This is a genomic window from Salipiger thiooxidans (assembly GCF_900102075.1).
Classification (GTDB): Bacteria; Pseudomonadota; Alphaproteobacteria; order Rhodobacterales; family Rhodobacteraceae; genus Salipiger; species Salipiger thiooxidans.
In genome coordinates this window covers 240,538-267,076 of record NZ_FNAV01000003.1, presented here as the reverse complement: position 1 = coordinate 267,076, position 26,539 = coordinate 240,538, and the positions used below count along the sequence as shown (strand labels likewise).

Annotated in this window: 26 protein-coding genes; 9 read left to right on the top strand and 17 right to left on the bottom strand. The window is 67.0% G+C overall.

Going from position 1 to position 26,539, the window contains the following annotated elements:
- Window positions 1-12: 12 nt before the first annotated feature.
- Window positions 13-222 carry a hypothetical protein gene (locus BLQ77_RS05640; protein WP_008886544.1) on the bottom strand — a complete coding sequence of 70 codons (210 nt, stop codon included), beginning with the start codon at window positions 220-222 and terminating at the stop codon, window positions 13-15.
- Between the two features lie 147 nt (window positions 223-369).
- On the opposite strand from BLQ77_RS05640, the gene BLQ77_RS05635 reads away from it, so the two are divergent.
- On the top strand, window positions 370-1,290 hold the full coding sequence (locus BLQ77_RS05635; RefSeq protein ID WP_089956481.1) for an MBL fold metallo-hydrolase: 921 nt from the start codon (window positions 370-372) through the stop codon (window positions 1,288-1,290).
- Window positions 1,291-1,439: 149 nt separating this feature from the next.
- Here BLQ77_RS05635 and BLQ77_RS05630 read toward each other — a convergent pair whose 3' ends face one another.
- Window positions 1,440-1,991, bottom strand: a complete 552-nt coding sequence (locus tag BLQ77_RS05630) for a 2OG-Fe(II) oxygenase (protein WP_089956479.1) — start codon at window positions 1,989-1,991, stop codon at window positions 1,440-1,442.
- Between the two features lie 125 nt (window positions 1,992-2,116).
- Here BLQ77_RS05630 and BLQ77_RS05625 point away from each other — a divergent pair, with 125 nt between their 5' ends.
- A complete protein-coding gene (locus BLQ77_RS05625; protein WP_089956476.1) occupies window positions 2,117-2,506 on the top strand; it encodes a metallopeptidase family protein in 390 nt (129 codons plus the stop codon).
- A gap of 233 nt (window positions 2,507-2,739) precedes the next feature.
- On the opposite strand, the gene BLQ77_RS05620 is transcribed toward BLQ77_RS05625, so the two are convergent.
- On the bottom strand, window positions 2,740-4,398 hold the full coding sequence (locus BLQ77_RS05620) for an NAD+ synthase (protein ID WP_089956473.1): 1,659 nt from the start codon (window positions 4,396-4,398) through the stop codon (window positions 2,740-2,742).
- Between the two features lie 147 nt (window positions 4,399-4,545).
- On the opposite strand from BLQ77_RS05620, the gene BLQ77_RS05615 reads away from it, so the two are divergent.
- Window positions 4,546-6,027 carry an MORN repeat-containing protein gene (locus BLQ77_RS05615; RefSeq protein ID WP_089956470.1) on the top strand — a complete coding sequence of 494 codons (1,482 nt, stop codon included), beginning with the start codon at window positions 4,546-4,548 and terminating at the stop codon, window positions 6,025-6,027.
- A 149-nt stretch (window positions 6,028-6,176) separates the two neighbouring features.
- Here the strand turns inward: BLQ77_RS05615 and BLQ77_RS05610 are convergent, their stop codons facing one another.
- On the bottom strand, window positions 6,177-6,680 hold the full coding sequence (locus tag BLQ77_RS05610) for a hypothetical protein (RefSeq protein WP_089956468.1): 504 nt from the start codon (window positions 6,678-6,680) through the stop codon (window positions 6,177-6,179).
- A 230-nt stretch (window positions 6,681-6,910) separates the two neighbouring features.
- On the opposite strand from BLQ77_RS05610, the gene BLQ77_RS05605 reads away from it, so the two are divergent.
- On the top strand, window positions 6,911-7,831 hold the full coding sequence (locus tag BLQ77_RS05605) for a YihY/virulence factor BrkB family protein (protein WP_008887141.1): 921 nt from the start codon (window positions 6,911-6,913) through the stop codon (window positions 7,829-7,831).
- Window positions 7,832-8,079: 248 nt separating this feature from the next.
- On the opposite strand, the gene BLQ77_RS05600 is transcribed toward BLQ77_RS05605, so the two are convergent.
- The 3 genes from BLQ77_RS05600 to BLQ77_RS05590 all read right to left on the bottom strand — a co-directional run bounded on the left by BLQ77_RS05600 (window position 8,080) and on the right by BLQ77_RS05590 (window position 11,312).
- The gene (locus BLQ77_RS05600) at window positions 8,080-9,132 is read right to left on the bottom strand and encodes an AI-2E family transporter (protein ID WP_008886941.1); all 1,053 of its coding nucleotides are present in this window, start codon (window positions 9,130-9,132) and stop codon (window positions 8,080-8,082) included.
- A gap of 87 nt (window positions 9,133-9,219) precedes the next feature.
- On the bottom strand, window positions 9,220-9,909 hold the full coding sequence (locus tag BLQ77_RS05595; RefSeq protein ID WP_165617034.1) for a potassium channel family protein: 690 nt from the start codon (window positions 9,907-9,909) through the stop codon (window positions 9,220-9,222).
- A 2-nt stretch (window positions 9,910-9,911) separates the two neighbouring features.
- On the bottom strand, window positions 9,912-11,312 hold the full coding sequence (locus tag BLQ77_RS05590; RefSeq protein ID WP_131821990.1) for a TrkH family potassium uptake protein: 1,401 nt from the start codon (window positions 11,310-11,312) through the stop codon (window positions 9,912-9,914).
- A 220-nt stretch (window positions 11,313-11,532) separates the two neighbouring features.
- On the opposite strand from BLQ77_RS05590, the gene BLQ77_RS05585 reads away from it, so the two are divergent.
- Window positions 11,533-12,132 (top strand): exopolysaccharide biosynthesis protein, encoded by a 600-nt coding sequence (locus BLQ77_RS05585; RefSeq protein ID WP_008886780.1) that lies wholly within the window; start codon window positions 11,533-11,535, stop codon window positions 12,130-12,132.
- Window positions 12,133-12,158: 26 nt separating this feature from the next.
- On the opposite strand, the gene BLQ77_RS05580 is transcribed toward BLQ77_RS05585, so the two are convergent.
- From BLQ77_RS05580 to BLQ77_RS05570, 3 genes are read right to left on the bottom strand one after another with little or no spacing between them, the layout of a single operon-like run.
- Window positions 12,159-12,383 carry a hypothetical protein gene (locus BLQ77_RS05580; protein ID WP_089956461.1) on the bottom strand — a complete coding sequence of 75 codons (225 nt, stop codon included), beginning with the start codon at window positions 12,381-12,383 and terminating at the stop codon, window positions 12,159-12,161.
- 20 nt (window positions 12,384-12,403) lie between these two features.
- The gene (locus BLQ77_RS05575) at window positions 12,404-13,252 is read right to left on the bottom strand and encodes a metallophosphoesterase family protein (RefSeq protein WP_089956458.1); all 849 of its coding nucleotides are present in this window, start codon (window positions 13,250-13,252) and stop codon (window positions 12,404-12,406) included.
- Complete coding sequence (locus BLQ77_RS05570) at window positions 13,249-14,190, bottom strand: diacylglycerol/lipid kinase family protein (protein ID WP_089956456.1); 942 nt, start codon at window positions 14,188-14,190, stop codon at window positions 13,249-13,251. Before BLQ77_RS05570 ends, BLQ77_RS05575 begins: the two co-directional genes overlap by 4 nt.
- 204 nt (window positions 14,191-14,394) lie before the next feature.
- Between BLQ77_RS05570 and BLQ77_RS05565 the strand changes: the two genes are divergently transcribed.
- From BLQ77_RS05565 to BLQ77_RS05555, 3 genes are all read left to right on the top strand, one after another.
- The gene (locus BLQ77_RS05565; RefSeq protein ID WP_089956452.1) at window positions 14,395-15,123 is read left to right on the top strand and encodes a CbiX/SirB N-terminal domain-containing protein; all 729 of its coding nucleotides are present in this window, start codon (window positions 14,395-14,397) and stop codon (window positions 15,121-15,123) included.
- Between the two features lie 112 nt (window positions 15,124-15,235).
- A complete protein-coding gene (locus BLQ77_RS05560) occupies window positions 15,236-15,691 on the top strand; it encodes a hypothetical protein (protein ID WP_089956449.1) in 456 nt (151 codons plus the stop codon).
- A 4-nt stretch (window positions 15,692-15,695) separates the two neighbouring features.
- Window positions 15,696-16,931 (top strand): HlyD family secretion protein, encoded by a 1,236-nt coding sequence (locus BLQ77_RS05555; RefSeq protein WP_089956445.1) that lies wholly within the window; start codon window positions 15,696-15,698, stop codon window positions 16,929-16,931.
- 112 nt (window positions 16,932-17,043) lie between these two features.
- Here the strand turns inward: BLQ77_RS05555 and gyrB are convergent, their stop codons facing one another.
- The 5 genes from gyrB to rpsT all read right to left on the bottom strand — a co-directional run bounded on the left by gyrB (window position 17,044) and on the right by rpsT (window position 24,230).
- Entirely contained in the window at window positions 17,044-19,461 is a 2,418-nt protein-coding gene (gene gyrB, locus BLQ77_RS05550) for a DNA topoisomerase (ATP-hydrolyzing) subunit B (RefSeq protein ID WP_008887125.1), read from the bottom strand.
- A 79-nt stretch (window positions 19,462-19,540) separates the two neighbouring features.
- Window positions 19,541-20,647 (bottom strand): DNA replication/repair protein RecF, encoded by a 1,107-nt coding sequence (recF, locus tag BLQ77_RS05545; RefSeq protein WP_089956441.1) that lies wholly within the window; start codon window positions 20,645-20,647, stop codon window positions 19,541-19,543.
- Window positions 20,648-20,795: 148 nt separating this feature from the next.
- Window positions 20,796-21,914 (bottom strand): DNA polymerase III subunit beta, encoded by a 1,119-nt coding sequence (dnaN, locus tag BLQ77_RS05540; protein ID WP_008886527.1) that lies wholly within the window; start codon window positions 21,912-21,914, stop codon window positions 20,796-20,798.
- Between the two features lie 153 nt (window positions 21,915-22,067).
- Window positions 22,068-23,444 carry a chromosomal replication initiator protein DnaA gene (dnaA, locus tag BLQ77_RS05535; protein WP_089956437.1) on the bottom strand — a complete coding sequence of 459 codons (1,377 nt, stop codon included), beginning with the start codon at window positions 23,442-23,444 and terminating at the stop codon, window positions 22,068-22,070.
- 522 nt (window positions 23,445-23,966) lie between these two features.
- Window positions 23,967-24,230 (bottom strand): 30S ribosomal protein S20, encoded by a 264-nt coding sequence (gene rpsT / locus BLQ77_RS05530; protein WP_008887011.1) that lies wholly within the window; start codon window positions 24,228-24,230, stop codon window positions 23,967-23,969.
- A 254-nt stretch (window positions 24,231-24,484) separates the two neighbouring features.
- Between rpsT and BLQ77_RS05525 the strand changes: the two genes are divergently transcribed.
- Window positions 24,485-24,667, top strand: a complete 183-nt coding sequence (locus BLQ77_RS05525; protein ID WP_008886447.1) for a hypothetical protein — start codon at window positions 24,485-24,487, stop codon at window positions 24,665-24,667.
- Window positions 24,668-24,782: 115 nt separating this feature from the next.
- Here BLQ77_RS05525 and BLQ77_RS05520 read toward each other — a convergent pair whose 3' ends face one another.
- Window positions 24,783-25,559, bottom strand: a complete 777-nt coding sequence (locus BLQ77_RS05520; protein WP_008886852.1) for an enoyl-CoA hydratase — start codon at window positions 25,557-25,559, stop codon at window positions 24,783-24,785.
- A 64-nt stretch (window positions 25,560-25,623) separates the two neighbouring features.
- A complete protein-coding gene (gene mutM / locus BLQ77_RS05515; protein ID WP_089956434.1) occupies window positions 25,624-26,475 on the bottom strand; it encodes a bifunctional DNA-formamidopyrimidine glycosylase/DNA-(apurinic or apyrimidinic site) lyase in 852 nt (283 codons plus the stop codon).
- Window positions 26,476-26,539: the final 64 nt, after the last annotated feature.

Below are 26,539 nucleotides of genomic sequence, written 5' to 3'. Positions count from 1 at the left end.
GGGTCTGACCTCTCAGAAGAGTGCGATGTCCTTCACCGCGAAGGAGTTCTTTTCGAAATAGGTACGCAGTTCCGCGATCTTGCTGTTGAGCGCGGCCGGACGCTGCTTCACCTCGCGCCGCAGGCGGGTCACGAGGAGTTTTGTGGCAAGCACGGCCCCGGCCAGCTCTTTCTCGGTCATGAGCACGCGCTGCCAGCAGGGGTTCGACGCATCGGGAATCATCTCAGGGCTCCTCACTCAAGGGGTGAGGCTGGGTACCCGATGACTCGTTAATCTCGCGCAAAGGGCAGCGCGCATTTCTGGCAGGGACACGCTTTCGCGCTAGAGTCCCCGCCATCGGCATGGCCGGCAACGAGAGGGAACACGACCATGATGCAACCCAACATTTCGAGACGCGGCATCCTGGGCGGCGCGGCGGCGCTGCCGCTGATGGCCGCGGCGGGCCGGGCAGGCGCCCAGGTCGCGCAGAAGGGCGCGCAAGTGCCCAAGGTCAACCGTGTGACGCTCGGCGACTTCGAGATCACCGCGCTGATGGCCGGCACCGCGACCCGTGAGGAGCCGCACAAGATCTTCGGCCTGAATGCCAGCGACGAGGAATTCGCCGCAGTCTCCGAAGCGGCCAACATCCCGACCGACAAGGCGCAGTTCTTCTTCACACCGACGCTGGTCAACACCGGTGCCGAGCTCATCCTCTTCGACACCGGCCTCAACCCCGACGGCATCGTCGCGGCGGTCGAGGCCGCGGGCTACGGCAGCGACGAGGTCACCCACGTGGTCATCACCCACATGCACGGCGACCACGTCGGCGGCCTCACCGGCGGCGGCGGCCCGACCTTCGCCAACGCCCAGCATGTCACCGGGCATGTGGAATACGACCACTGGTCCGGCGCCGGGGGCGAGACCTTCACCGGCAAGATCCAGCCACTGGCCGACCGCTTCGAATTCATCGCCGACGGGGACAGCGTCGCCTCGGGCGTCACCGCGATGATGACCCCCGGCCACACCCCGGGCCACATGAGCTACATGCTGGAAAGCAGCGGCAAGCAGCTGGTGCTGATCGCCGATCTGGCCAACCACTACGTCTGGTCGCTGGCCCATCCGGACTGGGAAGTGTCCTTCGACACCGACAAGGCGCAGGCCGCGCAATCCCGCCGCAAGCTCCTCGACATGCTCGCCGCCGACAAGACGCCCTTCATCGGCTACCACATGCCGTTCCCGGCGCTCGGCTACGTCGAGACCCGCGATCAGGGCTTCCACTACGTGCCGCACAGCTACCAGCTGATGCTCTGACGACAGAGGCCGCGCGCATCCCCCGGGACAGACGCGCGGCCCGCCCCTTCATCTTGCCCGGTAAACTCCGGGGGAGGCCGCGTCAGCGGACGGGGGCAGCGCCCCCTCTTCCCCTGTCCACCACCGCAGAACGCCCCCTCACACACCGTTCACCGGAAGGCGGGACCGTGCGCCCAGATCGTCAAAGAATGCCTCTCGCCCTGGCTCACCGGTGTCACCCGGTGCAGCAGGAAGGACGGGAACAGCGTCGCCGTGCCGCGCTCCGGTGCCGCCTCGAGGCTGTGCGCCGAGGGCATGATCTCGAGCGTCCCGCCGCGGTAGCGCCCGGGGCAGGTGAGCTGCACCACCATGGTCAGCTTACGCCGCGCCGCGAGCCGGCCGTCGCCGATGTCGGAATGCCAGCCGAAATGGCCCTCGCGCTCAGCGCCGTAGCGGGCGACCTGCGGGCTCTCGTCGAAGGCGTCGAGATCGAAGCCAAAGGCCTCGCGGTTGGCTTGCCGCACCACGTCGACGATCCGGTCCATCACCCATTCCGTCCCCTCCACGTCGTCGAGCCAGACCAGCTCGGCGCGGCGCAGGTTGTGGTCGCGGGTGTTGCCGACGAGCCGCGCGTCGGCGCTGCCCGCGGCGCGGGCAATGTCGATGATGCGGTCGCATTCCGCCTCGGCGAAGGCGGCGGGTATCTTGTGGACGGTGAGCATGGAGGGACTCGCAAGAAGAGGATCGCCGTCCCTTACCCGCATCGCCCCGGGCTTCTGGCCGGATTGCGACCCACCGGGCGGAAAACGACCTTTTCCTCGCGTCGCCCAGCGGCCATATCAGAGCCATGAGCACCCCCGATCTCTCCGCCTTCGAAGCCATGGCCCACCGCGCCGTCGAGACCTTCCCCGAGCCCTTCCGGAAGTCCGCCGCAGAGGTGCTGCTGCAGGTCGAGGAGTGGCCGCCCGAGGACGTGCTCCGCGAGATGGAGATCAAGGATCCGCTCGAGCTCACCGGGCTTTACGAGGGCATCCCGATGACGGAACGGTCGTTCAGCGACCCCTCGCCCTGGCCCGACCGGGTCTGGCTGTTCCGCCAGCCGATCCTCGCCGAATGGCGCGACCGCGGCGACATCGAGCTCGAGGACCTGGTGATCCACGTCACGGTCCACGAGTTCGCCCACCACTTCGGCTGGTCCGACGACGACATCGCCACCATCGACAGGTGGTGGGAATAGCAGCCCGCTCGCGCCCCGACGCGAGCGGGCCGTGCGCAAGGTCGGGTCGCACCGCGATCCCGACCGCGTCACCAGTTTGCTATGCCTGGATCAGCCCGTCGGCTCACATCTCGAACCGAAACGCACGAGCTCAGGGTCCGGAGTGATCTGGACAGACCGTGGACCGGCCACTCGGCCAGGGGCGTTCCGGCGCCGCCGTCCCCACCCGAGGACCGCGCCCCTGCCCCGTCCCCTCAGCTGTTGTCCCGCCAGCGGTTCACGATGGGATAGCGGCGGTCGAGCCAGAAGGCGCGCTTCGACAGGCGCGCGCCCGGGGCCGACTGGAAGCGCTTGTATTCCGAGATGTAGAGCAGGTGCTCGACCTTCTTGGCGTCCGCCCGGTCGTAGCCCGCTGCCACGCAATCGGCGATCGAGCCGTCGTCATCCACGAGGATCTTCAGGATCCCGTCCAGCACCGGGTAGTCGGGCAGCGAATCGCTGTCCTTCTGGTCGGCGCGCAGCTCGGCCGAGGGCGGCTTGGTGATGATGCGCTCGGGGATCGGCGCGGCCCCGGGGCCCGACATCCAGCCGCGATGGTTGGCGTTGCGCCAGCGGCAGATGTCGAAGACGCGGGTCTTGTAGAGATCCTTGATCGGATTGTAGCCGCCCGCCATGTCGCCGTAGATCGTGGCATAGCCCACCGCGACCTCGGACTTGTTGCCGGTGGTCAGCAGCATCTCGCCGAACTTGTTGGACATCGCCATCAGCAGCAGACCGCGCAGGCGGGACTGGATGTTCTCTTCCGTCAGGTCCGGTTTCAGCCCCTCGAAGAGCGGCGCCAGCGTCGCGGTGATCGCGTCGCGGCCGGGCGTGATCGGCACGAAATCGTAGTGGCAGCCCAGCGCCTCGGCGCAGGCCTTGGCGTCCTCGAGCGAATGCTCCGAAGTGTATTCCGACGGCAGCATCACGCAGCGCACGTTGCCGGCACCCAGCGCGTCCACCGCGATGGTCGCCACCAGCGCCGAGTCGATGCCGCCCGAGAGCCCGAGCAGCACCTTGCCGAAGCCGGTCTTGCGGCAATAGTCGCGCAGCGCGACCACCATCGCGTTGTAATCCTGCTCCATCGAGTCCGGGTGGCGGGTGAAATCGCCCTCGAGCGCGCGCCAGCCGCTCTCGGTGCGCTCCAGATCGACATGGGCCACGACTTCCTCGAAGACCGGGAGCTGCACCGCCACCTGCCCGTGCGGGTTCAGCACGAAGCTGCCGCCGTCGAAGATCTGGTCGTCCTGACCGCCGGTCATGTTCACGTAGATCAGCGGCAGGCCGGTTTCGATGACGCGGGCCACCATCTTGTTCAGGCGGGTCTCGTACTTGTCGCGGTGATAGGGCGAGCCGTTCGGCACCAGCAGGAACTCGGCGCCGGTCTCGGCCAGCGTCTCGGCCACGTCCTCGTACCAGGCGTCCTCGCAGACCGGCGAGCCGACCCGGGTGTTGCCCACCGCGTAGGGGCCGCCGATGGGGCCGCTGTCGTAGATGCGCAGCTCGTCGAAGACCTCGTAATTCGGCAGGTGATGCTTGAAGACCTGCGTGGTGATCTTGCCGCCGCGGCAGATGACGTAGGCGTTGTAGAGCTCGGTGCCCTCGACCCAGGGCGTGCCGATGGCAAGGGTCGGGCCGTCGGCGCAATCCTCGGCCAGCTGCCTCACCGCCGCCATGCAGTCGAGCGTGAAGGCGTTCTTCGAGGGCAGGTCCTGCGGGCTGTAGCCGGCGATGAACATCTCGGGCAGCGCCACCATGTCGGCCCCCGCCGCCTTGCCCTGTTCCCATGCATCACGGGCCTGCGCGGCATTGCCCGCGAGATCGCCGAGCACCGGGTTGAGCTGCGCGATGGTGAGGCGGAAACGGTCGGCCATACCCACGTCCTTTCGATCACATCCTCGTGCCGACATAGCAGAACCACGCCGGAGGGGAAGGAGCCCGGGGCAAAAGAGATTGTCAGTCCAAGGGGGCTTGTTTACCTTCCGGGCACGAGGCGAGGAATATCCGGCAAGGAACGAACAATGACACGCGCAGGCATCAAACTTGCCGCCGCAGCGGCTTTTCTGGCCATTGCCGGCGCCGCCATCGCGCAGGATGACGGCGAGATCATCACCAAGCAATTCGACGATGGCGGGGTCTACGAGGGCACCTTCCAGGACGGTCTGCGCCACGGGACCGGCACCTACCGGCTGCCGAACGGCTACGAGTACACCGGCACCTGGGTCGAGGGCGAGATCAATGGCGAAGGCACCGCCCGCTACCCCAGCGGTGCGATCTACGAAGGCCATTTCGAGAAGGGCAAGCCCGAGGGCATCGGGCGCATCGTGCTGGCCGACGGCTCGGTCTACGAGGGCTCCTGGCTCGACGGCAAGATCACCGGAAAGGGCGTGATCCAGTACGCCAACGGCTCGCGCTACGAGGGCTCGTTCCGCAACGCGCTGCACCACGGGCGCGGCGTGATGACGACCCCCGAGGGCTACCGCTACGACGGCGACTGGGTGAACGGCGTCGAAGAGGGCAACGCCACCATCACCTACCCGGACGGCTCGGTCTACGAGGGCCGCGTCGCCAACGGCAAGCGCGCCGGTCAGGGCGTGCTGACCATGGCGGACGGGCTGGTCTACGAGGGCATGTGGCGCGACGGGCAGCAGGACGGCTCCGGCAAGCTCACCCTGCCCAACGGCGACATCTACGAGGGCGAACTGGTCGACGGCCGCCGCGAGGGCGAGGGCAAGGAGACCTACGCGAACGGTGACACCTACGAGGGCGCCTTCAACAACGACCAGCGGCAGGGCTTCGGCACCTTCACCGGCGCCGACGGCTACCAGCTGCAGGGCAGCTGGGTGGCGGGTCAGATCGAGGGCGAGGGCCGGGTGACCTACCCCGACGGCTCGGTCTACGAGGGCGAGATCCGCGGCGACCTCGCCAACGGGCGGGGCAAGACCACCTATCCCGACGGCTCGACCTATGACGGGGCCTGGGTCGACGGTGTGATCGAGGGCGAGGGCATCGCCACCTACACCAACGGCGTGGTCTACCAGGGCGCCTTCAGCAACGCACGCTACAATGGCGAGGGCCGGATCACCTACCCCGACGGCTACACCTACCAGGGCGCTTGGAAGGACAACCAGCGCCACGGCCACGGCACCGCGACCTATGCCGACGGCGCCACCTATACCGGCGATTTCCGCGAGGACCTGCGTCATGGCGAGGGCGAGATCGTGATGCCCGACGGCTTCCGCTACAGCGGCGGCTGGGTGAACGGCGATTTCGAGGGCGAAGGCATCGCGACCTACGCCAACGGCGACGTCTACGAGGGCAGCTTCCGGGACGGCAAGCGCCACGGCCAGGGCACGCTGCGCTACGCCACCGGCGAAGAGGTCTCGGGCGATTGGGTGAACGGGGTGCTGACCACCGCCACACCGGTCACAACGCCCGATGACGGCGAGGCGCCCGCCGAGGGCGCCCCTGCCGAAGGTGCCGAGGCCCCTGCCGCCAACTGAGCTGGCGGCGCGCCCGGCCTGCCGCCGATTATCCGGGCGACTGGCCGTGGTCTGCTCGCCGGATTGGCCGGGTGACTGGTTCCGCCGCTGCTCACGCTGCCCAAAAGATGACCGGGCCGGTGACGGGCCGGCCGGCCCTGCCCCGCCGGTCAGCTGTCGCGGCAGCGCGAGACGCCCATGCGGATCAGGTCGGCCCCCATCAGCGTCAGGTAGCCCGAGGTCACGTAGCGGGCCCGCGACAGGAACCAGCCCTGCACGCCCGGCGGGTAGTAGGTTGCCATGCGCTGCGACCAGTATTCGAAGCGCTCGCGGCGGATCGGCCGTGACGGGTAGCCCGGCCCATGGAAACCGAAGCGCGTGTCCGGGTCGACGCAGACGTTGCCCGCGCCGAGGTAGAGCGTGCAGGCCGAGAGGCAGTAGCGCCCCCGGATCTCGACCCGTTCCCCGCGCGAACGCAACGCCCGGATTTCGGCGAAGCGCCGCTTCAGCCGCCCGCCGTTGTCGTTGCCGATGACCCGCACCGAGCTACCGCCCGCGAAGCCGTATTGCGGCGCGCCCCGGGCCGGGAGCGCCAGCGCGCAGAAGCACATGAGAGCGAGGAACGCGGCCAGCCGGAAGGCCGGTCGCGGCGAAAGCGGTTGGGAGGGGGGCATTGCCGGGTCTCCTGCAGATCCTGGTGTCGCCTCGCGGCGCGGGTTGTCACGGGGCGACTTCGCTTGGGACGCCGCTGCGACGGGGCCCGGAGGGCCTCGTGCCGCGCCAAGGGACCGGATTCGGCTTAAGCCCCGGTTGAGGTGCGAAATTGTCTCTAATTGTCAGTTATTTCGCGCGCGCAGCGTTGGCGCATTGACGCCGCGACAGCGCACCCCCCATCCTCAAGGGCATGAGCGACACCTCCCTTCCCGAGGACGCCCCCGCCGGGGCGCCTCCTCCGCCTGCGCCGCGCAGAGCCATCAAGCTGACCTTCGGCGACTGGATGAGCGCGCTCTGGGGCACCTGGCAGCGGATGGACGAGCGCAACCTCGGCCTGATCGCCGCAGGGGTCGCGTTCTACGCCTTCCTCTCGCTGTTCCCGGCGATCTCGGCCGTGATCGCGATCTGGGGCTACTGGGCCGACCCCATTGTCATCTCCGAGCAGATGGAACTGGTGAAGGAAGTCATGCCGGAAGAGGCCTACAGCCTTCTGGCGACACAGATTTCGGCGCTCATCACCGCCAACCGCTCGACCCTGCAATGGGCGTCGGTGATCTCGATCGTGCTGGCGATCTGGTCTTCGCGGGCCTCGGTCGCGGCGCTGATCCGGGGTCTAAACGCGGTGTACAACACGCCGCACCGCGAGAACGCCATCCGCCGGCTCGCCGTGGCCTTTCTGCTGACCGTGCTGCTGGTCCTGACCGCGCTCGTCGCCTTCGCGGCGGTGGTGATCGTGCCGGCGACCTTCGTCTTCCTCGGTCTGCCGTTCCACGTGGAGCTCATGGTCAGCATGCTGAAATGGGCGATCCTGCTGGCAGTGGTGTTCTTCGCCATCGCCCTTCTCTACCGCTACGGCCCCAACCGCCGGCAGGCCCGGATGCGCTGGTTCACGCCCGGCGCGGTGCTGGCGCTGCTCGGCTGGGCGCTGGGGTCGTGGGTCCTGACCACCTACGTGCGCAACTTCGACCGCCTGAACGAGGTCTACGGATCGCTCGGCGCGGTGGTGGCGCTGCTGCTCTGGTTCTACGTCAGCGCGCTGGTCACGCTTCTGGGCGCGCAGCTTAACGGCGAGCTGAACAAGCGCCGCAAAATTCGTGAAACTTATTCTTGAAGACCCGGGAACCGGTTGAGACGACGGGCGTTCTTATCTCAAGGGCGCGAACGTCCTGTCCCTAAGCGTGTCGCACCCTGTCCCGACTTCCCTCAGCGACACGCACCCCATACCCCGCTCTCCCTCCCCGGAGAGCGGGGTTTTCTTTTTCCACGCCTCCTCGGCCCCGCCATTGTCTCGGCAGACAGCAAAACGCCCGCACCTGGGTCTCCGGGCGGGCGTGTCCGTGGTCGCGACATGTAAGCTGGTCAGGCAGGCCGGGCGGCGGGATTGCGCGAAGGCCGGTCGCCGAGGATGTCGAAGAGACGCAGCGTGATCAGCGTCACCGGGATCGCGACGATGCCGCCCAGCGGGCCCCAGAACCAGAGCCAGAACAGCAGCGCGACGAAGATCAGGAACGGGTTGATCTGCACGTGCCGCCCGACCAGCGAGGGCGTGACGAACTGCGCCTCGGTCATGTTGAGCCCGAGATAGATCGCCATCGGTGCAAAGGTCATCAGCCCGTCGAAGTTGACGATGCCCGCCAGCAGCAGCCCGCCGGCCAGCGCTGCCGGCCCGAGGTAGAGCACGAAATTCAGAAGCATCGCGGCGATGCCCCAGACCACGGCGCCGGGCAACCCGATGAGCATCAGCGCCGCCCCCACCGCGAGGCCAAGCCCCGCGTTCACCACCGAGATCGCCGCGAAATAGCGCGAGACCATTTTCTCGGCCGCACAGAAGCGCTCGAGCATCATCGGCGTCTCGGGACCCGAGCCGATGCGGTGCGCCATCCAGCGGTAGATGTCGTTGCGGGTCAGCAGGAAGAAGAAGAGCCCGCCGAGGAACACCAGCACCTGCGCGAGGATCACCGGTGCGAGGAACAGCGCGTCCTTCATCGTCGGCACGCCGGTAGCGTCCGAGGATTCGGCGACCGCCGCGCCAAGCGCGTCCTCGATCTCGCCGCTGACCTCGCCGATACCCTGTATCAGGCCCCGGTATTCGAACATCAGCTTGCCGAGCTCGAACTTGATCGAAGGGATCCGGTCGATAACGAGGGTGATGTAGGGCTCTACGAGGAAGGCGAGCGCCGCAATCGCGAAGAAGATGCCGATGATGATACCGAGCGCCACGACGCCGCGCGGCAGCCCGAGACGTTCGAGCCGGTCGGCGAGCGGCGCGAAGATGACCCCCACCACGATGGCGAGCATGAGGGGGGCGAAGATGTCTTCTGCTACCTTGAGAGCAAGGAGCAGCGTTCCGGCAGCCATGATCGCCACCGAGACGCGCAGCACTGGATCGGGGGCGGTGGCTGATCGTTTCATGCCGGCTCAACCTTGGATCGGGCGCGAAGGTTCCGCCCCCTCGGAACCAAATGTTGTGTCAGCCGGCCCGTCCCGTCCGGGGCCCTCTCAGCCGCGCTCGGCGAGGCCGTTTTCGGCGGGCTCCGGCGGCTCTGCGAAGAGCGCGTCGAGCTTCTCGTGCGCCTTCGGGGCGGCCACGATGATCAGCCGGTCGCCCTCGCAAAGCTCGTCAATGTCGAAGACGAATTCCTCCTCGTTTTCGCCCCGCGCGATGCCGATGATGCGCGCCTTCTCGGGCAGCTCGAAATCGGCGACGGTCCAGCCGTGGCAGCGCTTGCCGATCTTGTAGCCCAGCACCTGCACGCCCTTGTAGTAGCGCAGGTCGAGCGCGGCGTCGGCGCCGTCTTCGAGCACCCGGACAATGGAACGCGCCACCGTGGCATGCGGAGTGATGAGGTCGCTCAGGCCAAGCTCCTGGCAGACCGACAGCAGTTCCGGGCGCACGATCTGCGGCACCACGCGCGGGAAGCCGACCGAGCGGCCGACGGCGGCGGCCAGCACGTTCACGTCGTCGGCGTTGGTCAGCGCCACCAGCGCGTCGGCATGATCGCCGAAGGCATCGCGCTGCACCGTGGGCAGGCAGCCGTCGCCATGCACCATGCCGCAGTCCAGGGTCTCGCGCGCGGACTTCAGCCGCTCGGGGTTCTCGTCGACGAGGACGACCTCGTGACCGCTTTCCAGCAGCTCCTTGGCAGTCGCCTGACCGAAGCGCGAGGCTCCGACGATCACAACTCGCATGGTCAGCTCCTTTTCCGGATCCATGTGTAGGGAGAGAGCGCCGCGATCAGCGCGACGAACTCGAGGCGCCCCAGCAGCATCGCCGCGATCAGCGCGAGCTTGAGATGGGGGGCCAGCGAGGGTTCCGAGATTCCGACCGAGAGCCCGGCAGTGGATTGCGCCGAGATGATCTCGAAGCTCGCGTAAAGCGGGTCGATGCCCGAGGCGATGAAGATCAGCCAGAACACGAAGGCGCAGGCCACATAGAGCGACAGGATCGCGGCGATGGCGGCGATGCGCTCCTCCTCGATCTCGCGGCCGCGTTCGGTGAGATGGATGACCGCACGCGCGGGCGAGCGCAGGCGGATGAGCGTGAGCCGCACGCTTTTCGCGAGCAGCACCGCGCGGTCGATCTTGATGCCCCCGGCGGTGGAGCCGATGCCGCCGCCGACGAACATCCCCGCGAGCACCAGCGCGACCAGCGGCCGGTACTCGATCACCGGGGCCACCGAGAAACCGGCGGTGGTCATGCCCGAGATGAAGTTGAGCGCGGTCTGAAGCAGCACCATCGGGTTGGTCTCCCGGTCGAGGAGCAGAAGCCCCACCACCACCAGCGCGCCGCCCAGCGTCGCGCCCAGCACGGCGCCGGTATTGGTCTTCTCCCACGCCGGCCCGAGCCCGTAGCGCCGGGCGTAGACGTAGAAGAGCAACGATACCGAGGTCGCGAGACAGGCCACCATCGTCACCACCTGCGCCGCGACAGGATAGGAGGCCAGCGAGTCCGGGCGCGGCGAGAAGCCCCCGGTCGAGACCGCAGAGAGCGCGATCATCAGCGCCTCCCAGAAGCTGGGCATCAGCGGCCAGAGCGCCAGCACCGCAAGCACGGAAATCGCCGCGTAGACCCGCAGCAGCGCCCGGGCCTGATCGCGGGTCGAACTGAGGATGTCGCGCTCCTCGATGCCGGCCTCGCCCATGGCCTGCGCCACGTTGCCGGGACCGAGGATCAGCGCGCTGCCCGCCACGGCGATGGCAAAGCCCCCGCACCAGAGCAGCCAGCCGCGCAGCAGGTGCCCGGCCACCGGCCAGTCGTAGACGTCCCCCGCCACCGATAGCCCGGTCGAGGTGATGCCCGAGACGGATTCGAAGAGCGCATCCAGCACGCCCAGCCCCAGCACCTGAAAGGCGGGCACCGGCAGGATCGCGGCAAAGAGAAAGAGGATCACCAGCGTGCAGACCGCCTCGATGGCGCGCAGGTCGTGCGGGGGTGGCAGGCGCCGTCCCGCAAGCCCGGCGCCGATGCAGAGCGCCGAAGCGCCGCCGGTCATCGCGGCGAGTTCCCACTCGCCCTCGATCAGGGCCACTGCCGTGGGTGGCAGGAAAATGGCTGACAAGATCATCCCGTGGCTGAGGACGGCGCGGGTCACCACTCCGGGTCTCGCTCTCCAGGTGACGCTGTTCTGTCCGCGGCTTTTGGCCAAGCGGCCCCCCTTGAGCTGCGCCGGATTCGGCCCGGCAACCCGGCGGACGGTAGCACCATGCCCAGCCCTCTGCCCGCCTCTTTTTTCATCTGCTATAGGCTGTTGCAACGGAACCCGGACGGGCCCCGCGCATTGAGTAACGATCGTAACAGGAGACCCGCACCAAATGACAGCCGCGGCGCAACAAGGGCACGGGCCCGTCGGGCAGATCGTCGACAGACTATCCAGGGTGACCGAAGCAGAAGACCTCACACTGCGGGACCTGTTCGAGGAATTCGGCGAGAGCTCGTTCCTGCCGGCGCTGATGGTTCCTGCTCTGCTGGTGGTCTCGCCGCTCTCGGGGATTCCACTGTTCTCTTCGGCCTGCGGGCTGGCGATCGCCTTCATCTCGGCGCAGATGCTGGTGTCCCGGCGTCACCTCTGGCTGCCGGACGTGCTGATGCGCCGTCGCATCGACAGCGAAAAGGCCCACAATGCGGTGGGCAAGCTGCGCGTGGTGAGCAACTGGCTCGACAAGCATTCCAAGCGCCGGCTGCGGGTGCTGACAGCGGCCCCGCTCTCCAAATGGCTGCAACTGCTGTGCTTCCTATGCGGCGCGGCGATGCCGTTCCTCGAGATCGTGCCGTTCTCGTCCTCGCTGCTCGGCGGCGCGGTGATGCTGATCGCCACGGCACTGCTGGCACGCGACGGTATCTTCGCGCTGTTCGGAAGCTGCGTCATCGTGGGCGCGGCGCTGGTGCCGCTCTTCGCGCTCGGGGTGATCTGAGCCCCCGGGCGCACGGCCGGCCCTGTTCAGCCCATCGCCGCCCAGCCAAGGACCACCGCGACCAGCACCCCCAGAAGAAGCAGTCCGAAAAACAGCCGCGTCGCACTGCGCCCGGCGCGGCGATCGGTGGCAGTCTCGGGAAGATGGCTGGGCCGGTCGGCGGCGCCCGCGTCTCCGGGTCCGGCACGCACGTCGCGCGGATGCGCCACGTGTTCGGCATTTTCGGCGGTGTCAGTCTCGCGCTCCGTCATCGGACGCCCCTCCTGTTGACTCAGTGCCGCAACGCCGCGGGGTCCCTGACCGTTCCCGCCGGCTCCGCGGACATAGTGTCGCGGCGCTCCTTCCAGCCCTCGTCGCCATAGACGAACCGGCGCACGCCGGCCTCGGCAAAGGCACCGTCGCGGGCGATCATCCGCGTCACCGCCACCTCGTCCTGCGCCACGTCGAGCAGGGCGAAATCGTTCTCCTGCCCGCGCAGCCGGGTCGAAAGCCCGGTACCCACGTGAACCTGCAGCACCTGCGAGCGGTTCTTGCGCGACAGGAAGGGTTCGGCCCGCCAGCGGTGCAGGTGGCCCGAGAGCACGACATGCGCGCCGCAGTCCGAGAGCTGCTCGATGGCCTTGTTGGCTCCGCGCATCAGGCTCTTCTTCACGTCGGCATCCTGCTCGAACGGGTGATGCGCCAACACCAGCTTGGTGCCCTCGGACTCGCCGAAGATGCGGCAGGCCTGGCGCAGCTGGAACCAGCGCACCTTGCCGCGCTGCCAGCGGTAGCGGTCGACGGTGTTGAGCCCCACCGCCACGATCCCCGCGCCCCGGAAGGTCGGGAAGAGGTCGTTGCAGATATGCTCGCGATACCGCTTGTAGGGCCGGATGAACCGCATCCAGAGATTGTCGAGCGAGACGTCGTGATTGCCTGGCACCGCCATCCACGGCGCTTCGAGCCGGTCGAGGAAGGCGCGGGCCTCGCGATATTGCGAAACACGGGCGCGTTGGGTGAAATCGCCGGTGACGGCAACGAGATCGGGACGCGCTCCGTTCACCGCGGCGAGCAGCGGGTTGAGCAGTTCGACATCGGTACGTCCGAAGTGCAGGTCTGAGATATGGGCTATTCGGGTCATTCTGTCGGGTCGTTTCGGGGCACCATGACTCGGAGGGGCACGTCGCGCAACCGGACGCGGATCGGTGTCTTCATCAGGGCCTTCTCGCCGTCACGGGCGACAAGCGCCTTGGGACGGCCGGTGTGGATGGTGATGTCGCGGGCGGTCACGAGGTCGAAATCGGCGCCCTTCTGGGCCGCGCCGCCCGCCAGTTTCAGCGCCGTGCGCACGAGATCGATGCTGCGCTCGCCCTTGGCGGTGAAGAGCGCGAACTTGCCGTCCCGCACCGCCTCGACGCCGTCGAGGTTGAAACGGTCGAGCTGGTAGGCGCTGTTGGCGACGAAGACCAGCGACGTGCGCACCTTCCTCTCCTGCCCGTCGATTACGATGCGCAGCTTCAGCGGGCGGCGGAAGCCCGAGAGCGCCAGCAGCACCGACCAGTAGGCGGCAATGCGCGAGCGGCCCCAGCGGTTGTAGATGCTCTCGCGCCGGTGAAGGATCAGAGGGTACACCCCGAGGCTGGCGTTGTTCAGGAACACCTCGCCGTTGACCTCGCCCAGCGGCATGTCGTGCAGCCGGCCATTGGCCAGCACGTCGATGGCGCCTTCCATGTCCTCGGGGATGTCGAGCCCGCGCGCGAAGTAGTTGAAGGTGCCCTGCGGGATCACCCCCATCGGCACGCCCTCGTCATGGCTCGCCGCCGCCACTGCCGCAATGGTGCCGTCCCCGCCGGCGGCGACCAGCATGTCGGCACCGCTCTGGCGCAGTGCACGACGGGCAGCCTCGGTCAGGTCCTGGTTGCGGTCCGGCGTGACCACCTTGGCATTGAGACCGGCCTCTCCCAGCAATGCCGCGATCCTGGCGCGACGGTCGCCTTCCGCGTGGTCTCCGGATCTTTCGTTGAGAATGACGCAAACGGTGCGCTGGGACTGCACGATGGCCTCCTGGATGAACCCCATTTCAACGTCCCGGCAAGGCACGCGGTTCCATCACCTGTTGAAAAGGCAGCTTTCACGACGCATCTTCAAAAATCCGGATCGGTCCGGCGACGGACCCGTTCGAATCGTCTAGCATCAATCCAGACGCTGCCGAGCGTCGCCCTCCCTTACGCCAACGAGCACAAACAAAAACAAATCAAGCAGCTGCAAGGAGTCGCCGACGAAATGGCCGAGCCCCCGACGCCCCCACTGTCCGCAGTGATCGTGGCCCATGGAAGTCCATCCGACCCGCCCTCGCAGGAGGCCGCGCTGCGGGCGCTGGCCGTGAGGGTCGAATCCCGGATGCCCGGATGGGAGATCGGCAGCGCCACGCTTGCCACCACCGGCAAGCTCGAGGCCGAGATCGCGCGGCTGGGCAAGCCGCTGATCTACCCGTTCTTCATGGCGCGGGGCTGGTTCACCGGACAGGTTCTGGCAAAGAAGGCCCGCGCGCTGGGGGTGAGGATGCTCGAACCCTTCGGCGTTGAGCCCGGGCTCCAGGCCTGCGCCCGGCGCGAGTTGTCCGCGTTCCTCGCGGCGCGCGGCTGGCAGGCCTCCGAGACGGCACTGGTCGTCGCCGCGCACGGCAGCGCCGTGTCGCGCACCAGTGCCGACAGCGCCTATGCCTTCGCCAAGACCCTGCACGCGGGTCTCGGTTTCACCGCGACGCGCACCGGCTTCATCGAACAGCCGCCGTTCCTCAAGGACGTGGCGCAGGGGCTGTCGCAGGCGGTCTGCCTGCCCTATTTCGCGCAGGAATCCGGTCACATGAGCGACGACGTGCCCGCCGCGCTGGCCGCCGCGGGCTTCGAGGGCCCGACGCTGCCGCCCTTCATCGCCTGGGCCGACACGCCTGCCCTGATCGCCGAGAGCATCGCGCGACAGGGGGCCGAGGCGGGACTCCCGTGTAAGTAGCATCCAGATCTCGCCAAAACCTCTTAAGTGCAGGATCTGGCGAGAAAAAGCTTATCACGCCCCCGTGACTGTGCCTATATGCCCGTGGTTCCGCAGCACACGGGGGTCTCTGGTGGAGCAATCGTCCATCCATCCGCTCGCGCCGCATCACATCCCCGGCTACGTGGCCGGGGCCGACGGCAGCGATGTCCTGTTCACGGCGATGGTGATCTTCGGGATCATCCTGGTCGCCGCGCTCGGGGTGTTCTATCTCACGCTGCACGCGATCCCCGAGCGGATGGCCCACAAGAGCAACCATCCGCAGCTTCAGATCGTCGGGATCCTCGCGCTGTTGGCGCTCTTCACCCACAACAACCTGTTCTGGGCGGCGGCGATCCTCGTGGCCGGGTTCCGGATACCCGACCTGCTCACCCCGATCGAATCCATCGCCGACTCGCTGGCCGCGCTGAAGGCCAAGGCGCTGGGAGAGCCCCAGCCCGTCGCCGAGGCGCCCGAGCCCGCGCCTGCCCACGGGCATCATGGGCATGGGCACCCCCACGCCCCCGACGCACCGAAAGAGGAGAGCTGATCCGATGCTCGAAGCGATCCTCTGTTCGCTGGTCTCGCTGCTGCCCGATTACCTGTTCCGCCGCTACGGTCAGGGCAAAAGGATCGGGCACGAAATCACGCTCTTCTCCATGTGGTATGAGCTGCGCTGGGGCCTCACCATCTGGCTGATGCTGACCATCTCGCTGATCACGGTGCTGTTCTACTACCACCCGGCGAGCCTCACCGTGAACTCCTACTTCCGTACCGTCACCATCCTCCCGCAGGTCAGCGGCCGGGTCTCCGAGATCCACGTCTCGAACAACCAGATCGTCTCGGCAGGCGATCCGCTGATCGAGCTCGACGGCCTGTCGCAGCGCGCTTCGCTCGACGCGGCGCGGGCGCAGCTGGTCGAGACCGAGGTCTCGGCCACCATCGCCGAGACCGATCTCGCGCTGGCCGAGGCGGGCGTGGCGCAGGCCCGCGCCGCCCTGACCCAGTCGCAGGAGGAACTCGAGCGCAACGAGACCCTGCGCGATCAGGGCTCCAGCGCCGTCCGGCTGACCGAGATCGAGCGCCTCGAGAACCTCGTCGACCAGCGGCAGGCGCAGCTTCAGGCGGCGGAATTGCAGCAGCAGAGCGCGCAGCAGCAGATCGACCAGGTCATCCCCGCCAGGCTCGAAAGCGCCAAGGCGCAGGTGGCGCTGGCGCAGGCAGAGCTCGACAAGACGGTGATCGTCGCGGGCATCGACGGGCAGATCGAACAGTTCGGCCTGCAGGTCGGCGATTTCATCAGCCCGCTGGCGAGGCCCGCGGGGATCCTCGTGCCCACCGAGTCGGGCCGCAACCGCTTCCAGGCCGCCTTCAGCCAGATCGCGGCGCAGGTCATCCACACCGGGATGGTCGGCGAGATGGGCTGCATGTCCAAACCCCTCGACATCATCCCCATGGTCGTGACGCAGGTGCAGGACGTGATCCCGGCGGGGCAGATCCGGCCCACCGACCGGCTCGCGGATCCGCAGGACAACGTGCGCCCGGGCAGCGTTCTGACCTATCTCGAGCCGCTCTACCCCGGCGAGGCCAGCCGGGTCCCGCCCGGCAGCAGCTGCATCGTGATGCTCTACACCGACAACCATGCCAAGCTCGAGGACGAGACGCTGCCCACCGGCCGGAAGATCTTCCTGCACGTGGTGGACACCATCGGCGTGGTGCATGCCGCCGGTTTGCGACTGCGGATGCTGTTCATGCCGGTGCAGCAACTGGTGTTCTCGGGCGGCCATTGACCCCCGGACCCGGGGCCCCTGCCCCGCGCCATGAACCCGACCAAGTCAAAGGGCGGCGCGCAGTTCCTGCACGCCGCCCTTCCTTTGTCTCACGCCTCCGGCCCGCAGGGGCTCAGAAGTCGAGGTTCTCGACGCTGAGCGCGTTCTGCTGGATGAACTCGCGCCGCGGTTCCACCACGTCGCCCATCAGCTTGGTGAAGATGTCGTCGGCCTCGGTCAGGTCGTCGACCCGCACCTGCAGCAGCGTGCGCGCGTCGGGATCGAGCGTCGTCTCCCAGAGCTGGCCCGGGTTCATTTCGCCCAGTCCCTTGTAGCGCTGCAGGGCCAGACCCTTCTCGCCTTCCTCGAGGATCCCCTCGAGCAGGCCGAGCGGGCCGTAGATGGCCTGCCGGCGATCCTTGCGCTCGAGCGTGGAGGCGGTCGAGTAGATCGCCTGCAGTGCCTGCGTGAAGCTGCCGGTCTTGCGCGCCTCGCCCGAGCGGAGCATCGGGCCGTCCAGCGTCCGGACCTCTTCCACGCCGCGAAGGATCCGCGCGAGACGGATGCCACGGTCCTGAGTGATGCGGCCGGTCCAGCCCTTCTCGTACTCGACCGCGATCAGGTCGAGCCGCTGCGCCACTCGGTCGGCCACGCCCTGAAGGTCGGCATCCACGGCGCCGGGCACGAAGGCCCCGGCCACGGCGGCCTGCTCAAGGATGTGGCGCGGGTAATGGGTCGGGAAGGCGTCGAGCACGCGCTTGAGCTGGCGTGCCTCGTCGATGATCCGTCGCAGGTCCTGTCCGACGATGACCTCGCCGCTGCCCAGCGTGAGATGCGCGCCGTCGATGCCCTGGTCGATCAGGTAAGCGTCGAGCGCCGCCTGGTCCTTGACGTAGACCTCGGACTTGCCGCGGCTCACCTTGTAGAGCGGCGGCTGCGCGATGTAGAGGTAGCCGCCCTCGATCAGCTCCGGCATCTGCCGGTAGAAGAAGGTCAGCAGCAGCGTCCGGATGTGCGCGCCGTCGACGTCGGCGTCGGTCATCAGGATGATCTTGTGATACCGCAGCTTTTCGATGTTGAACTCGTCGCGGCCGATGCCGGTGCCGAGCGCCATCACGAGGTTGCCGATCTCCTGGCTGCCGAGCATCCGGTCGAACCGCGCGCGCTCGACGTTCAGGATCTTGCCCTTCAGCGGCAGGATCGCCTGCGTGCCACGGTCGCGCCCGGTCTGCGCCGAGCCGCCTGCGGAGTCACCCTCGACGATGAAGAGCTCGGTCTTGGACGGGTCCTTCTCGGAGCAGTCCTTGAGCTTGCCGGCGAGGAAGTTGACGTCCATCGGGTTCTTGCGGCGGGTGAGTTCGCGCGCCTTGCGGGCGGCCTCGCGGGCCAGCGCTGCCTCGACGATCTTGCCGACGATGATCTTGGCCTCGTTCGGGTGCTCCTCGAACCACTCGGTCAGCTTCTCATTCACAAGGTTCTCGACCGCCGGGCGCACCTCGGACGAGACCAGCTTGTCCTTGGTCTGGCTCGAGAACTTGGGATCGGGGACCTTGACCGAGAGTACGCAGGTCAGGCCTTCGCGGGCGTCGTCACCGGTGAAGTTGACCTTCTCGCGCTTGGCGATGCCGCTGTCGGTGGCGTAGCGCGTGAGCGTCCGGGTCAGCGCCCCGCGGAAGCCCGCGAGGTGGGTGCCGCCGTCGCGCTGCGGGATGTTGTTGGTGAAGGGCAGCACGGTCTCGTGGTAGCTGTCGTTCCACCACATCGCCACCTCGACGCCAATGCCGTCCTTCTCACCGGTCATGTAGATCGGATCGGGCATCATCGGCTGCTTGGAGCGGTCGAGGTATTTCACGAACTCCTTCACGCCGCCGTCGTAGTGCAGCTCGATCCGCAGCGGTTCCGCCGGGCGCTCGTCCTCGAGGATGATGCGCACGCCGGAGTTCAGGAAGGCGAGCTCGCGCAGGCGCTTTTCGAGCGTGTGGAAGTCGAAGTCGAGGTTCGAGAAGGTACCGGTCGAGGCGAGGAAGCGCACCTCGGTGCCCTTTTCGCCCGGAGCCTCGCCCACGACGCGAAGGTGCTCGGTGGTCTCACCGTGCTCGAACTTCGCGTAGTGCTCCTTGCCGTTGCGCCAGATGCGCAGCTCGAGCCAGACCGAGAGCGCGTTCACCACCGAGACGCCCACCCCGTGCAGACCGCCGGAAACCTTGTAGGAGTTCTGGTCGAACTTCCCGCCGGCGTGAAGCTGGGTCATGATGACCTCGGCCGCCGAGACGCCTTCCTCGTGGTGCATGTCGACCGGGATTCCGCGGCCGTTGTCACGCACCGAGACCGAGTTGTCGGCATGAATCTTCACGCGAACGAAATCCGCGTGGCCTGCCAGAGCCTCGTCGATGCCGTTGTCCACGACCTCGTAGACCATGTGGTGCAGGCCCGAGCCGTCATCGGTGTCGCCGATGTACATCCCGGGACGCTTGCGCACTGCTTCCAGGCCCTTGAGAACCTTGATAGAATCCGCGCCGTATTCCTGCGGCGCGCCTGCGGGTTCGGCCATCTAGCCATCCTCTGTCTTGTTTGTGGATTTTATAGTGGGAAAGCCCTGCAATGTCACGCAGATGACACAAGATTTGGTGTCAGTTGAGCGGGTTTTCAACGAATGATTGCCCACCCTCCTCGCGCACCTCGAGCCGCTGTGCGCGGGCGCCGAGTTCCCCGAAGAGCTCGGGTCCGGTGCCGGTCATCCAGGCCTGCGCCCCCAGCGCGCAGATCTCGTCGTAAAGCGCCGCGCGGCGGCCCGCGTCGAGGTGGGCCGCGACTTCGTCGAGCAGCAGGATCGGCGGCGCACCGAGGTCGGCGGTCAGCGCCCGCGCGTTGGCGAGGATCAGCGAGATCAGCAGCGCCTTCTGCTCGCCTGTGGAGCAGTCCGAGGCCGGCACGCCCTTGGCGGCGAAGACCCCGTGCAGGTCGGCGCGGTGCGGCCCGATCAGCGTGCGCCCGGCGGCCATGTCGCGGAAGCGGCTCTCGGACAGCGCGCCGCGCAGGTCCTCGGCGGTCTCGGGGATGTCGGCCTCGGTCGACACCAGCTCGAGTTCGGCGGCGGGAAACTGCGTCTCGGCCCCCTCCTGCGCCTGCGCCAGCCGTGCCAGCGCCGCCTGCCGGTTCGACTGGAGCTGCGCGCCGGCCTGCGCCATCTGCCCTTCGAGCGCCGCGTACCAATGCGCGTTGCGGACCTGGTCCTTGAGCAGCCGGTTGCGCTCGCGCATGGCCTTTTCGTAGGTCAGGGAGGCGTCGGCGTGGTCAGGGAAGAACGACAGCGTCATGCGGTCGAGAAACCGCCTGCGGCCCTCGGGCGCCTCGATCCAGAGCCGGTCCATCGAGGGCACCAGCCAGAGCACCCGGGCGATCCGCGCCAGCGCCGTCTGCGGCGCGGGCTTGCCGTCGATCGAGACCTGCCGCGCGGCCCCGGCCTCGGCACGGATGTCGATCTCGTGGACCCCGTCGGGGGCGTGCAATTCCGCGCCGATGCGCCAGCCCAGGGCCTCGGGCCGGCGGGCGATCTCCTGCGCCGCGGCACGCCGCATGCCGCGCCCGGGCGACAGCAGCGACACCGCCTCGATGAGATTGGTCTTGCCCGCCCCGTTCGGCCCATAGATCGCCACGGGACGCGCATCCACCGCGATTTCTGCGCGCCGGTGCGAGCGGAAATGCGACAGCGCGAGCGAGGAAAGATGCAGGCTCATGGAGGTGCCTGGCGCATGTTGGAAGGTGTTTTTCCGAGTATCTCCAGACAGATGAAAGACAGGCGCGGTGCCTGTCCCTCGGTCTTGTCCGGATACGTGACGGATGGCTCGCAAGCGGTGCGAGGCTTCGGGGACGCGGTGCCCCGACTCACACCCGCATCGGCATCACGACATAGACCGCGCTGGTGTCGCTGCCCTCGCGCATCAGGGTCGGGTCGCCGGACGAGTTGAACATGAACACCGCGTTCTCGCGATCCACCTGGCTCGCGATCTCGAGCAGGTACTTCGCGTTGAAGCCGATCTCGAGCGGGTCGTCGCCATAGGCCACCGCCAGCTCTTCCTCGGCGGCGCCGCTGTCGGGCGCGTTCACCGAGAGCACCAGCCGGTCCTCGTCAAGCTGCAGCTTCACCGCGCGCGACCGCTCGGACGAGACGGTCGCGACCCGGTCCACCGCCTTGGCGAACTCGCTCGCATCGACCTCGAGCCGGCGGGTGTTGCCGGTGGGGATCACGCGGGAATAGTCGGGGAAGGTGCCGTCGATGACCTTGGAGGTCAGGGTAATGTCGGGCGTGGCGAAACGCACCTTGGTCTCGGAAACCGACACCGCGATGTCCATCTCGTCCTCGTCGAGCAGCTTGCGCAGCTCGCCCACGGTCTTGCGCGGCACGATCACGCCCGGCATGGCCTCGGCGCCCGACGGCAGCGGCGCGTCGATGCGCGCGAGGCGGTGGCCGTCGGTGGCGACGCAGCGCAGCACCCGGCCCTCTTCGCTGTCGGCGATGTGCATGTAGACGCCGTTCAGGTAGTAGCGGGTTTCTTCGGTGGAGATGGCGAATTTCGACTTGTCGAAGAGCTTGCGCAGCACCTCGGCCTTGGCGGTGAAGTTCGTCGCGTATTCCGACGAGGCCATGACCGGGAAGTCCTCCTTAGGCAGGGTGGCGAGGTTGAAGTTCGACCGGCCCGCGGTCACCGTGAGACGCCCGGCGCCACCGTCCTCGGACAGTTGCACCAGCGCCCCGTCGGGCAGTTTGCGGACAATCTCGTGCAGCGTCACCGCCGACACGGTCGTGGCCCCTGCCCGCTCGACCTGCGCCGGCGCCTTGTCCAGGACCTCGATGTCGAGATCGGTGGCACGGAAGGTCACCGTGTTGCCCTCGGCCTCGATCAGGACGTTGGCGAGGATCGGAATGGTATTGCGCCGTTCCACCACGGATTGCGCCTGACTCACTGCCTTGAGCAGTGTCGCGCGTTCGATACTGACTTTCATCCCTCACCCTCCGCGATGCCGGAGATGCAGCCTAGCGCCATGCGCTAGCCGCTCCAAGCGTTGTTTCTGCGATTGATCCGATGGTTTCAATGTGCCGTCAAGGCCGCGGGGCCACGGTTTCGCGGCCCCGGCTCGATGTGTTGTGACAGGGACTCAGGCTTCGAGCGCGCGGCGCAGCAGCTCGACGTCGTCGGCGATCTGGCTGTCCTGCGTGCGCAGTTCCTCGATGCGCTTGACGCCGTGCATCACGGTGGTGTGGTCGCGCCCGCCGAAGCGGCGGCCGATCTCGGGCAGCGAGCGGGCGGTGAGCTGCTTGCACAGGTACATGGCCACCTGCCGCGGACGCGCGAAGTTGCGCACCCGCTTCGGGCCGATGAGATCCGAGAGACGGATGTTGTAATGCTCGGCCACCTTGCGCTGGATCTCCTCGATCGAGATCTTGCGGTCCGAGGCGCGCAGCACGTCGGCGAGACAATCCTGCGTCAGCTCCATGGTGATCGGCTGGCCGACAAGAGACGCGAAGGCGAAGAGGCGGGTCAGCGCGCCCTCGAGCACCCGGACGTTGGTCGAGATGCGATGCGCGAGGAATTCGAGAATGCCGTCGTCGAGTTGCAGCGACGGGTATTGCAGGCGGTAGTTCTGAACCTTGGACTGGAGGATGCCAAGGCGCAGTTCGTAGTCGGTCGGGTGCAGGTCGACGACCAGACCGGACTGGAGCCGCGAGCGGATGCGGTTCTCGAGGTCCTTGATCTCGTCGGGGGCACGGTCGGCCGAGATGATGATCTGCTTGTTCTGGTCCACCAGCGCGTTGAACGTGTGAAAGAACTCTTCCTGGGTGGAATCCTTGCCGGCGATGAACTGCACATCGTCCACCATGAGCACGTCGACCGAACGGAACAGCTCCTTGAAGTCCATCATGCGACGTTCGCGCAGGGCCTGGACGAAGCGGTACATGAACTGTTCGGCGGAGAGGTAGAGCACGTTCAGGTCGGGACGGTGGTTGCGCAGGTCCCATGCGATCGCATGCATCAGGTGCGTCTTGCCGAGGCCGACGCCGCCGTAGAGGAAGAGCGGGTTGAAGGTCACCTGGCCGCCCTCGGCCACGCGCTTGGCCGCAGCATGGGCCAGCTCGTTCGGCTTGCCGACGATGAAGCTGTCAAAGGTGAAGCGGGCGTCGAGCGGAGCCCCCGGAAGCACGTCCCCCGAGGTCGCGGTCGCCGTCTGCGTGGACGCGGCGGAGCCCGCGGCCGGAGCCGGGCGCGGCTGCTGCGACGGTCGCGTATCGACGTTCGCCACCTGGAACTTCAGGCGCCTGATCTCTGAATCCATCGATGCCAGCTTGGCCAGCAGCAGCTCGCCGAAATTCTGCGACACGTAGGTGCCGATGAAGTTCGTCGGGACATTGAAGACCGCGATGCCACCGGGCTCGATGCAGTGGAATTCGATTGGCTGGATCCAGGTCTTGTAGTTGTTCTCCCCGATCGTGCTGCTCAACTGGTCCTGCAACGCGCCCCATTGTTCCTTCGTCATTCTGTCCCCGCTCCGAAAGCTTCTTGCCATGTGCTCGACTCGTCGTCCCGGGGCGCCCTGCGCGTGGCGCCCCGCGAAGCACGTCGCTTGACAATACTCGGCTGCCCCATGCCGTGGAAGCATGGGCTGGGGTGACACGCACCCCTGACCGGAAACAACGCCGCTACCGCCCTTGCTCCCCTGTGCAAAGGTGGCCTGGCTGGCGCTTTCCGCGCTTTGTATATGTTCGGACTGGCAGGGCTTGCGCCCTGTTCCGACAGCTGTGACAGCAGACTGCCGAAGACGCGGCTTCAAACGCCACTGGAATGCGTGGCGCTGATCCGCTTGCCTGTCCCCCCAAGCAATGTGACTCGCCTGTTGAAATTAGCAACTCGGCGTGAACAGCGGCAACCGATCTTCAAACTTGACTCCGGAGTTTACCGAAAAAGAATCTCTTTGATCAATTAATGGGTGAAGGAACGAAAAAAGGCACCACTGGTTGTGGTGCCTTTCGCCTTAGAGATATTCGCAGTGTGTGGCTTTTCAGCCGAGCGATTTGACGCGCGATGCGAGGCGCGAGATCTTCCGCGACGCGGTGTTCTTGTGGAAGACACCCTTCGTCACGCCGCGCATCAGCTCGGGCTGTGCGGCGCGCAGGGCGGCGACTGCGGCGTCCTTGTCACCGGAGGCGATGGCCTCCTCGACTTTGCGGAGGAAGGTGCGGATGCGCGAACGGCGGGCCTTGTTGACCGCGAACCGATTTTCGTTCTGGCGGGCGCGTTTTTTGGCCTGGGGCGAATTTGCCATGATGATCTGTCCTGTCTGTCTCGGGTCTATGGTATCTGGAGTGCGCAATACCGCCTTGACCCGGACTCTGTGTCGGGACCGATTCTTGCCAAAGCGGGCATCACGCGCATGTAGCGGCGGCACCTATAGCAAAATCGCGGAAAAGCAAAGCCCAAATGCCCGAAACGCGCCATGGGTCGCAGAATCGCTTTTAGTTCCCTATAGTCGGGCTCCCGTCACGGCGGGCGTGTTCTCACTGAAGGGAGGAGTCAGAGATGGACGCAATGCAGATCACCGAGTACGCGCAGGCGCTCTACCGCACCCATGGCGACCGAGCCGAGATCGAGGCCGCGCAGAAGGTGCGCGAAAGCGAAGAGCGCGGAAACGCCACCCAGGCGCGCGACTGGCGCGCCATTCAGGCGGCCATCCGCAGCCATCGCGGCGCCCTGCAATCCTGACATGACCTGAGCCCGGCCGGATCGGGGCCCGCTCACGGCCCGCGACATCCCGGTCGGGAAACGCAAAACGGCCCGCCGATCCGGCGGGCCGCTCAAAACAGTGTCGCCTGCGCGATCAGCGGTCGCGGAACTGCGCGCTGCGCTTTTCCTGGAAGGCTGCCATGCCTTCCTTCTGATCCTCGGTGCCGAAGAGCGAGTGGAACACGCGGCGCTCGAACAGCAGACCTTCGGTCAGCGTGGTCTCGTAGGCGCGGTTGACCGCCTGCTTGGCCGCGATGGTGGCGATCATCGACTTCTCGGCGATCTTGTCCGCCGCGGTGCGCACCTCGTCCATCAGCTGCTTGGCGGGGACGACGCGGCTCACCAGACCGGCGCGCTCGGCTTCTTCCGCATCCATGAACCGGCCCGTCAGGTGCATGTCCATCGACTTGGACTTGCCCACGTAGCGGGTCAGGCGCTGGGTGCCGCCGATGCCGGCGATCACGCCGAGGTTGATCTCGGGCTGGCCGAACTTGGCGTTGTCGGCGCAGATGATGAAATCGCACATCATCGCCAGCTCGCAGCCGCCGCCCAGCGCGTAGCCGCTGACCGCTGCGATGATCGGCTTGCGCACCTTCGCGGCAGCATCGACCGTCGGCTGGAAGAAATCGCCGAGGAACATGTCGACGAAGCTCTTCTCGGACATCTCCTTGATGTCGGCCCCTGCGGCAAAGGCCTTGGCCGAGCCGGTCAAGATGATGCAGCGCACCTTGTCGTTGGCGTCCGCCTCGGTGAGGGCCTGCGCCAGCTCTGACAGTAGATGGCTGTTAAGGGCGTTCAGGGCGTCCGGGCGATTGAGGGTGATGGTTGCGACGTGGTCCTCTACTTCGACGATGATCGTCTCATAGGCCATGACTTCGGGCTCCCGTCCGTTAGCGTCAAAACGCAGCCTTAACAGCTTGACCGGACCGATCAAGCTATCTTTGGCAGCTCGGACAGTAGAAGGACGAGCGCCCCGATTGCACGATCCGGTGGACGGTTTCCGTGCATCCGGGCGTTCGACAGGGCGCGCCCTCGCGACCGTAGACGTCGAAGCTGTGCTGAAAATATCCAAGCTCGCCATCGGCTTGGCGGAAATCGCGCAGGCTCGAGCCGCCCGCCGCGATGGCCTCCTCCAGAACCTGCCGGATCACCGGAACGAGCGAGGCGATGCGTTTCGCGGAAAGTCTGCTGACGCGACGTCCGGGATGAATCCCGCAGCGATAAAGCGCCTCGCAGACGTAGATATTGCCAAGCCCCGCGACGATCTTCTGGTCGAGCAGCGCCGACTTGATCGGCATCGTCCGCCCCGAAAGCGCCGCCACGAGGTGGGATTCGCTGAACGCGTTGCCCAGCGGTTCCGGCCCCAGCGCCGCCAGCAGCGGATGCTGCTCGGCTGTCGCCGTGGGCATCAGGTCCATCGCGCCGAAACGTCGCGGGTCGTTGAAGGTGATGCGGGCGCCGTCGGCCAGGTCGAGCACCACGTGATCGTGCTTTTCCGGAGCAGGGTGGTCGTGCACGAACCGCCCCAGCGCATCGCCCGAGACCAGCATCCGCCCGGTCATGCCGAGGTGGATGAGCAGGGTCTCGCCGCTGTCGAGATCGCCCAGAATGTACTTTGACCGCCGCCGCAGCCGCTCGACCCGGGCCCCGGTGAGGCGCTCGGCCATGCGCTCGGGGAAAGGCCAGCGCAGGTCGGGACGGTTGACCAGGGCCTTCGCGATGGTGTTGCCCTCCATCACGGGGGCGAGGCCGCGGCGCACGGTTTCGACTTCGGGCAGTTCGGGCATTCTCACTCCTTGTCACGGGGCCGCATTGCAGCGCGGGCCGCGCGCTCTATAAGGAGATGCAGCA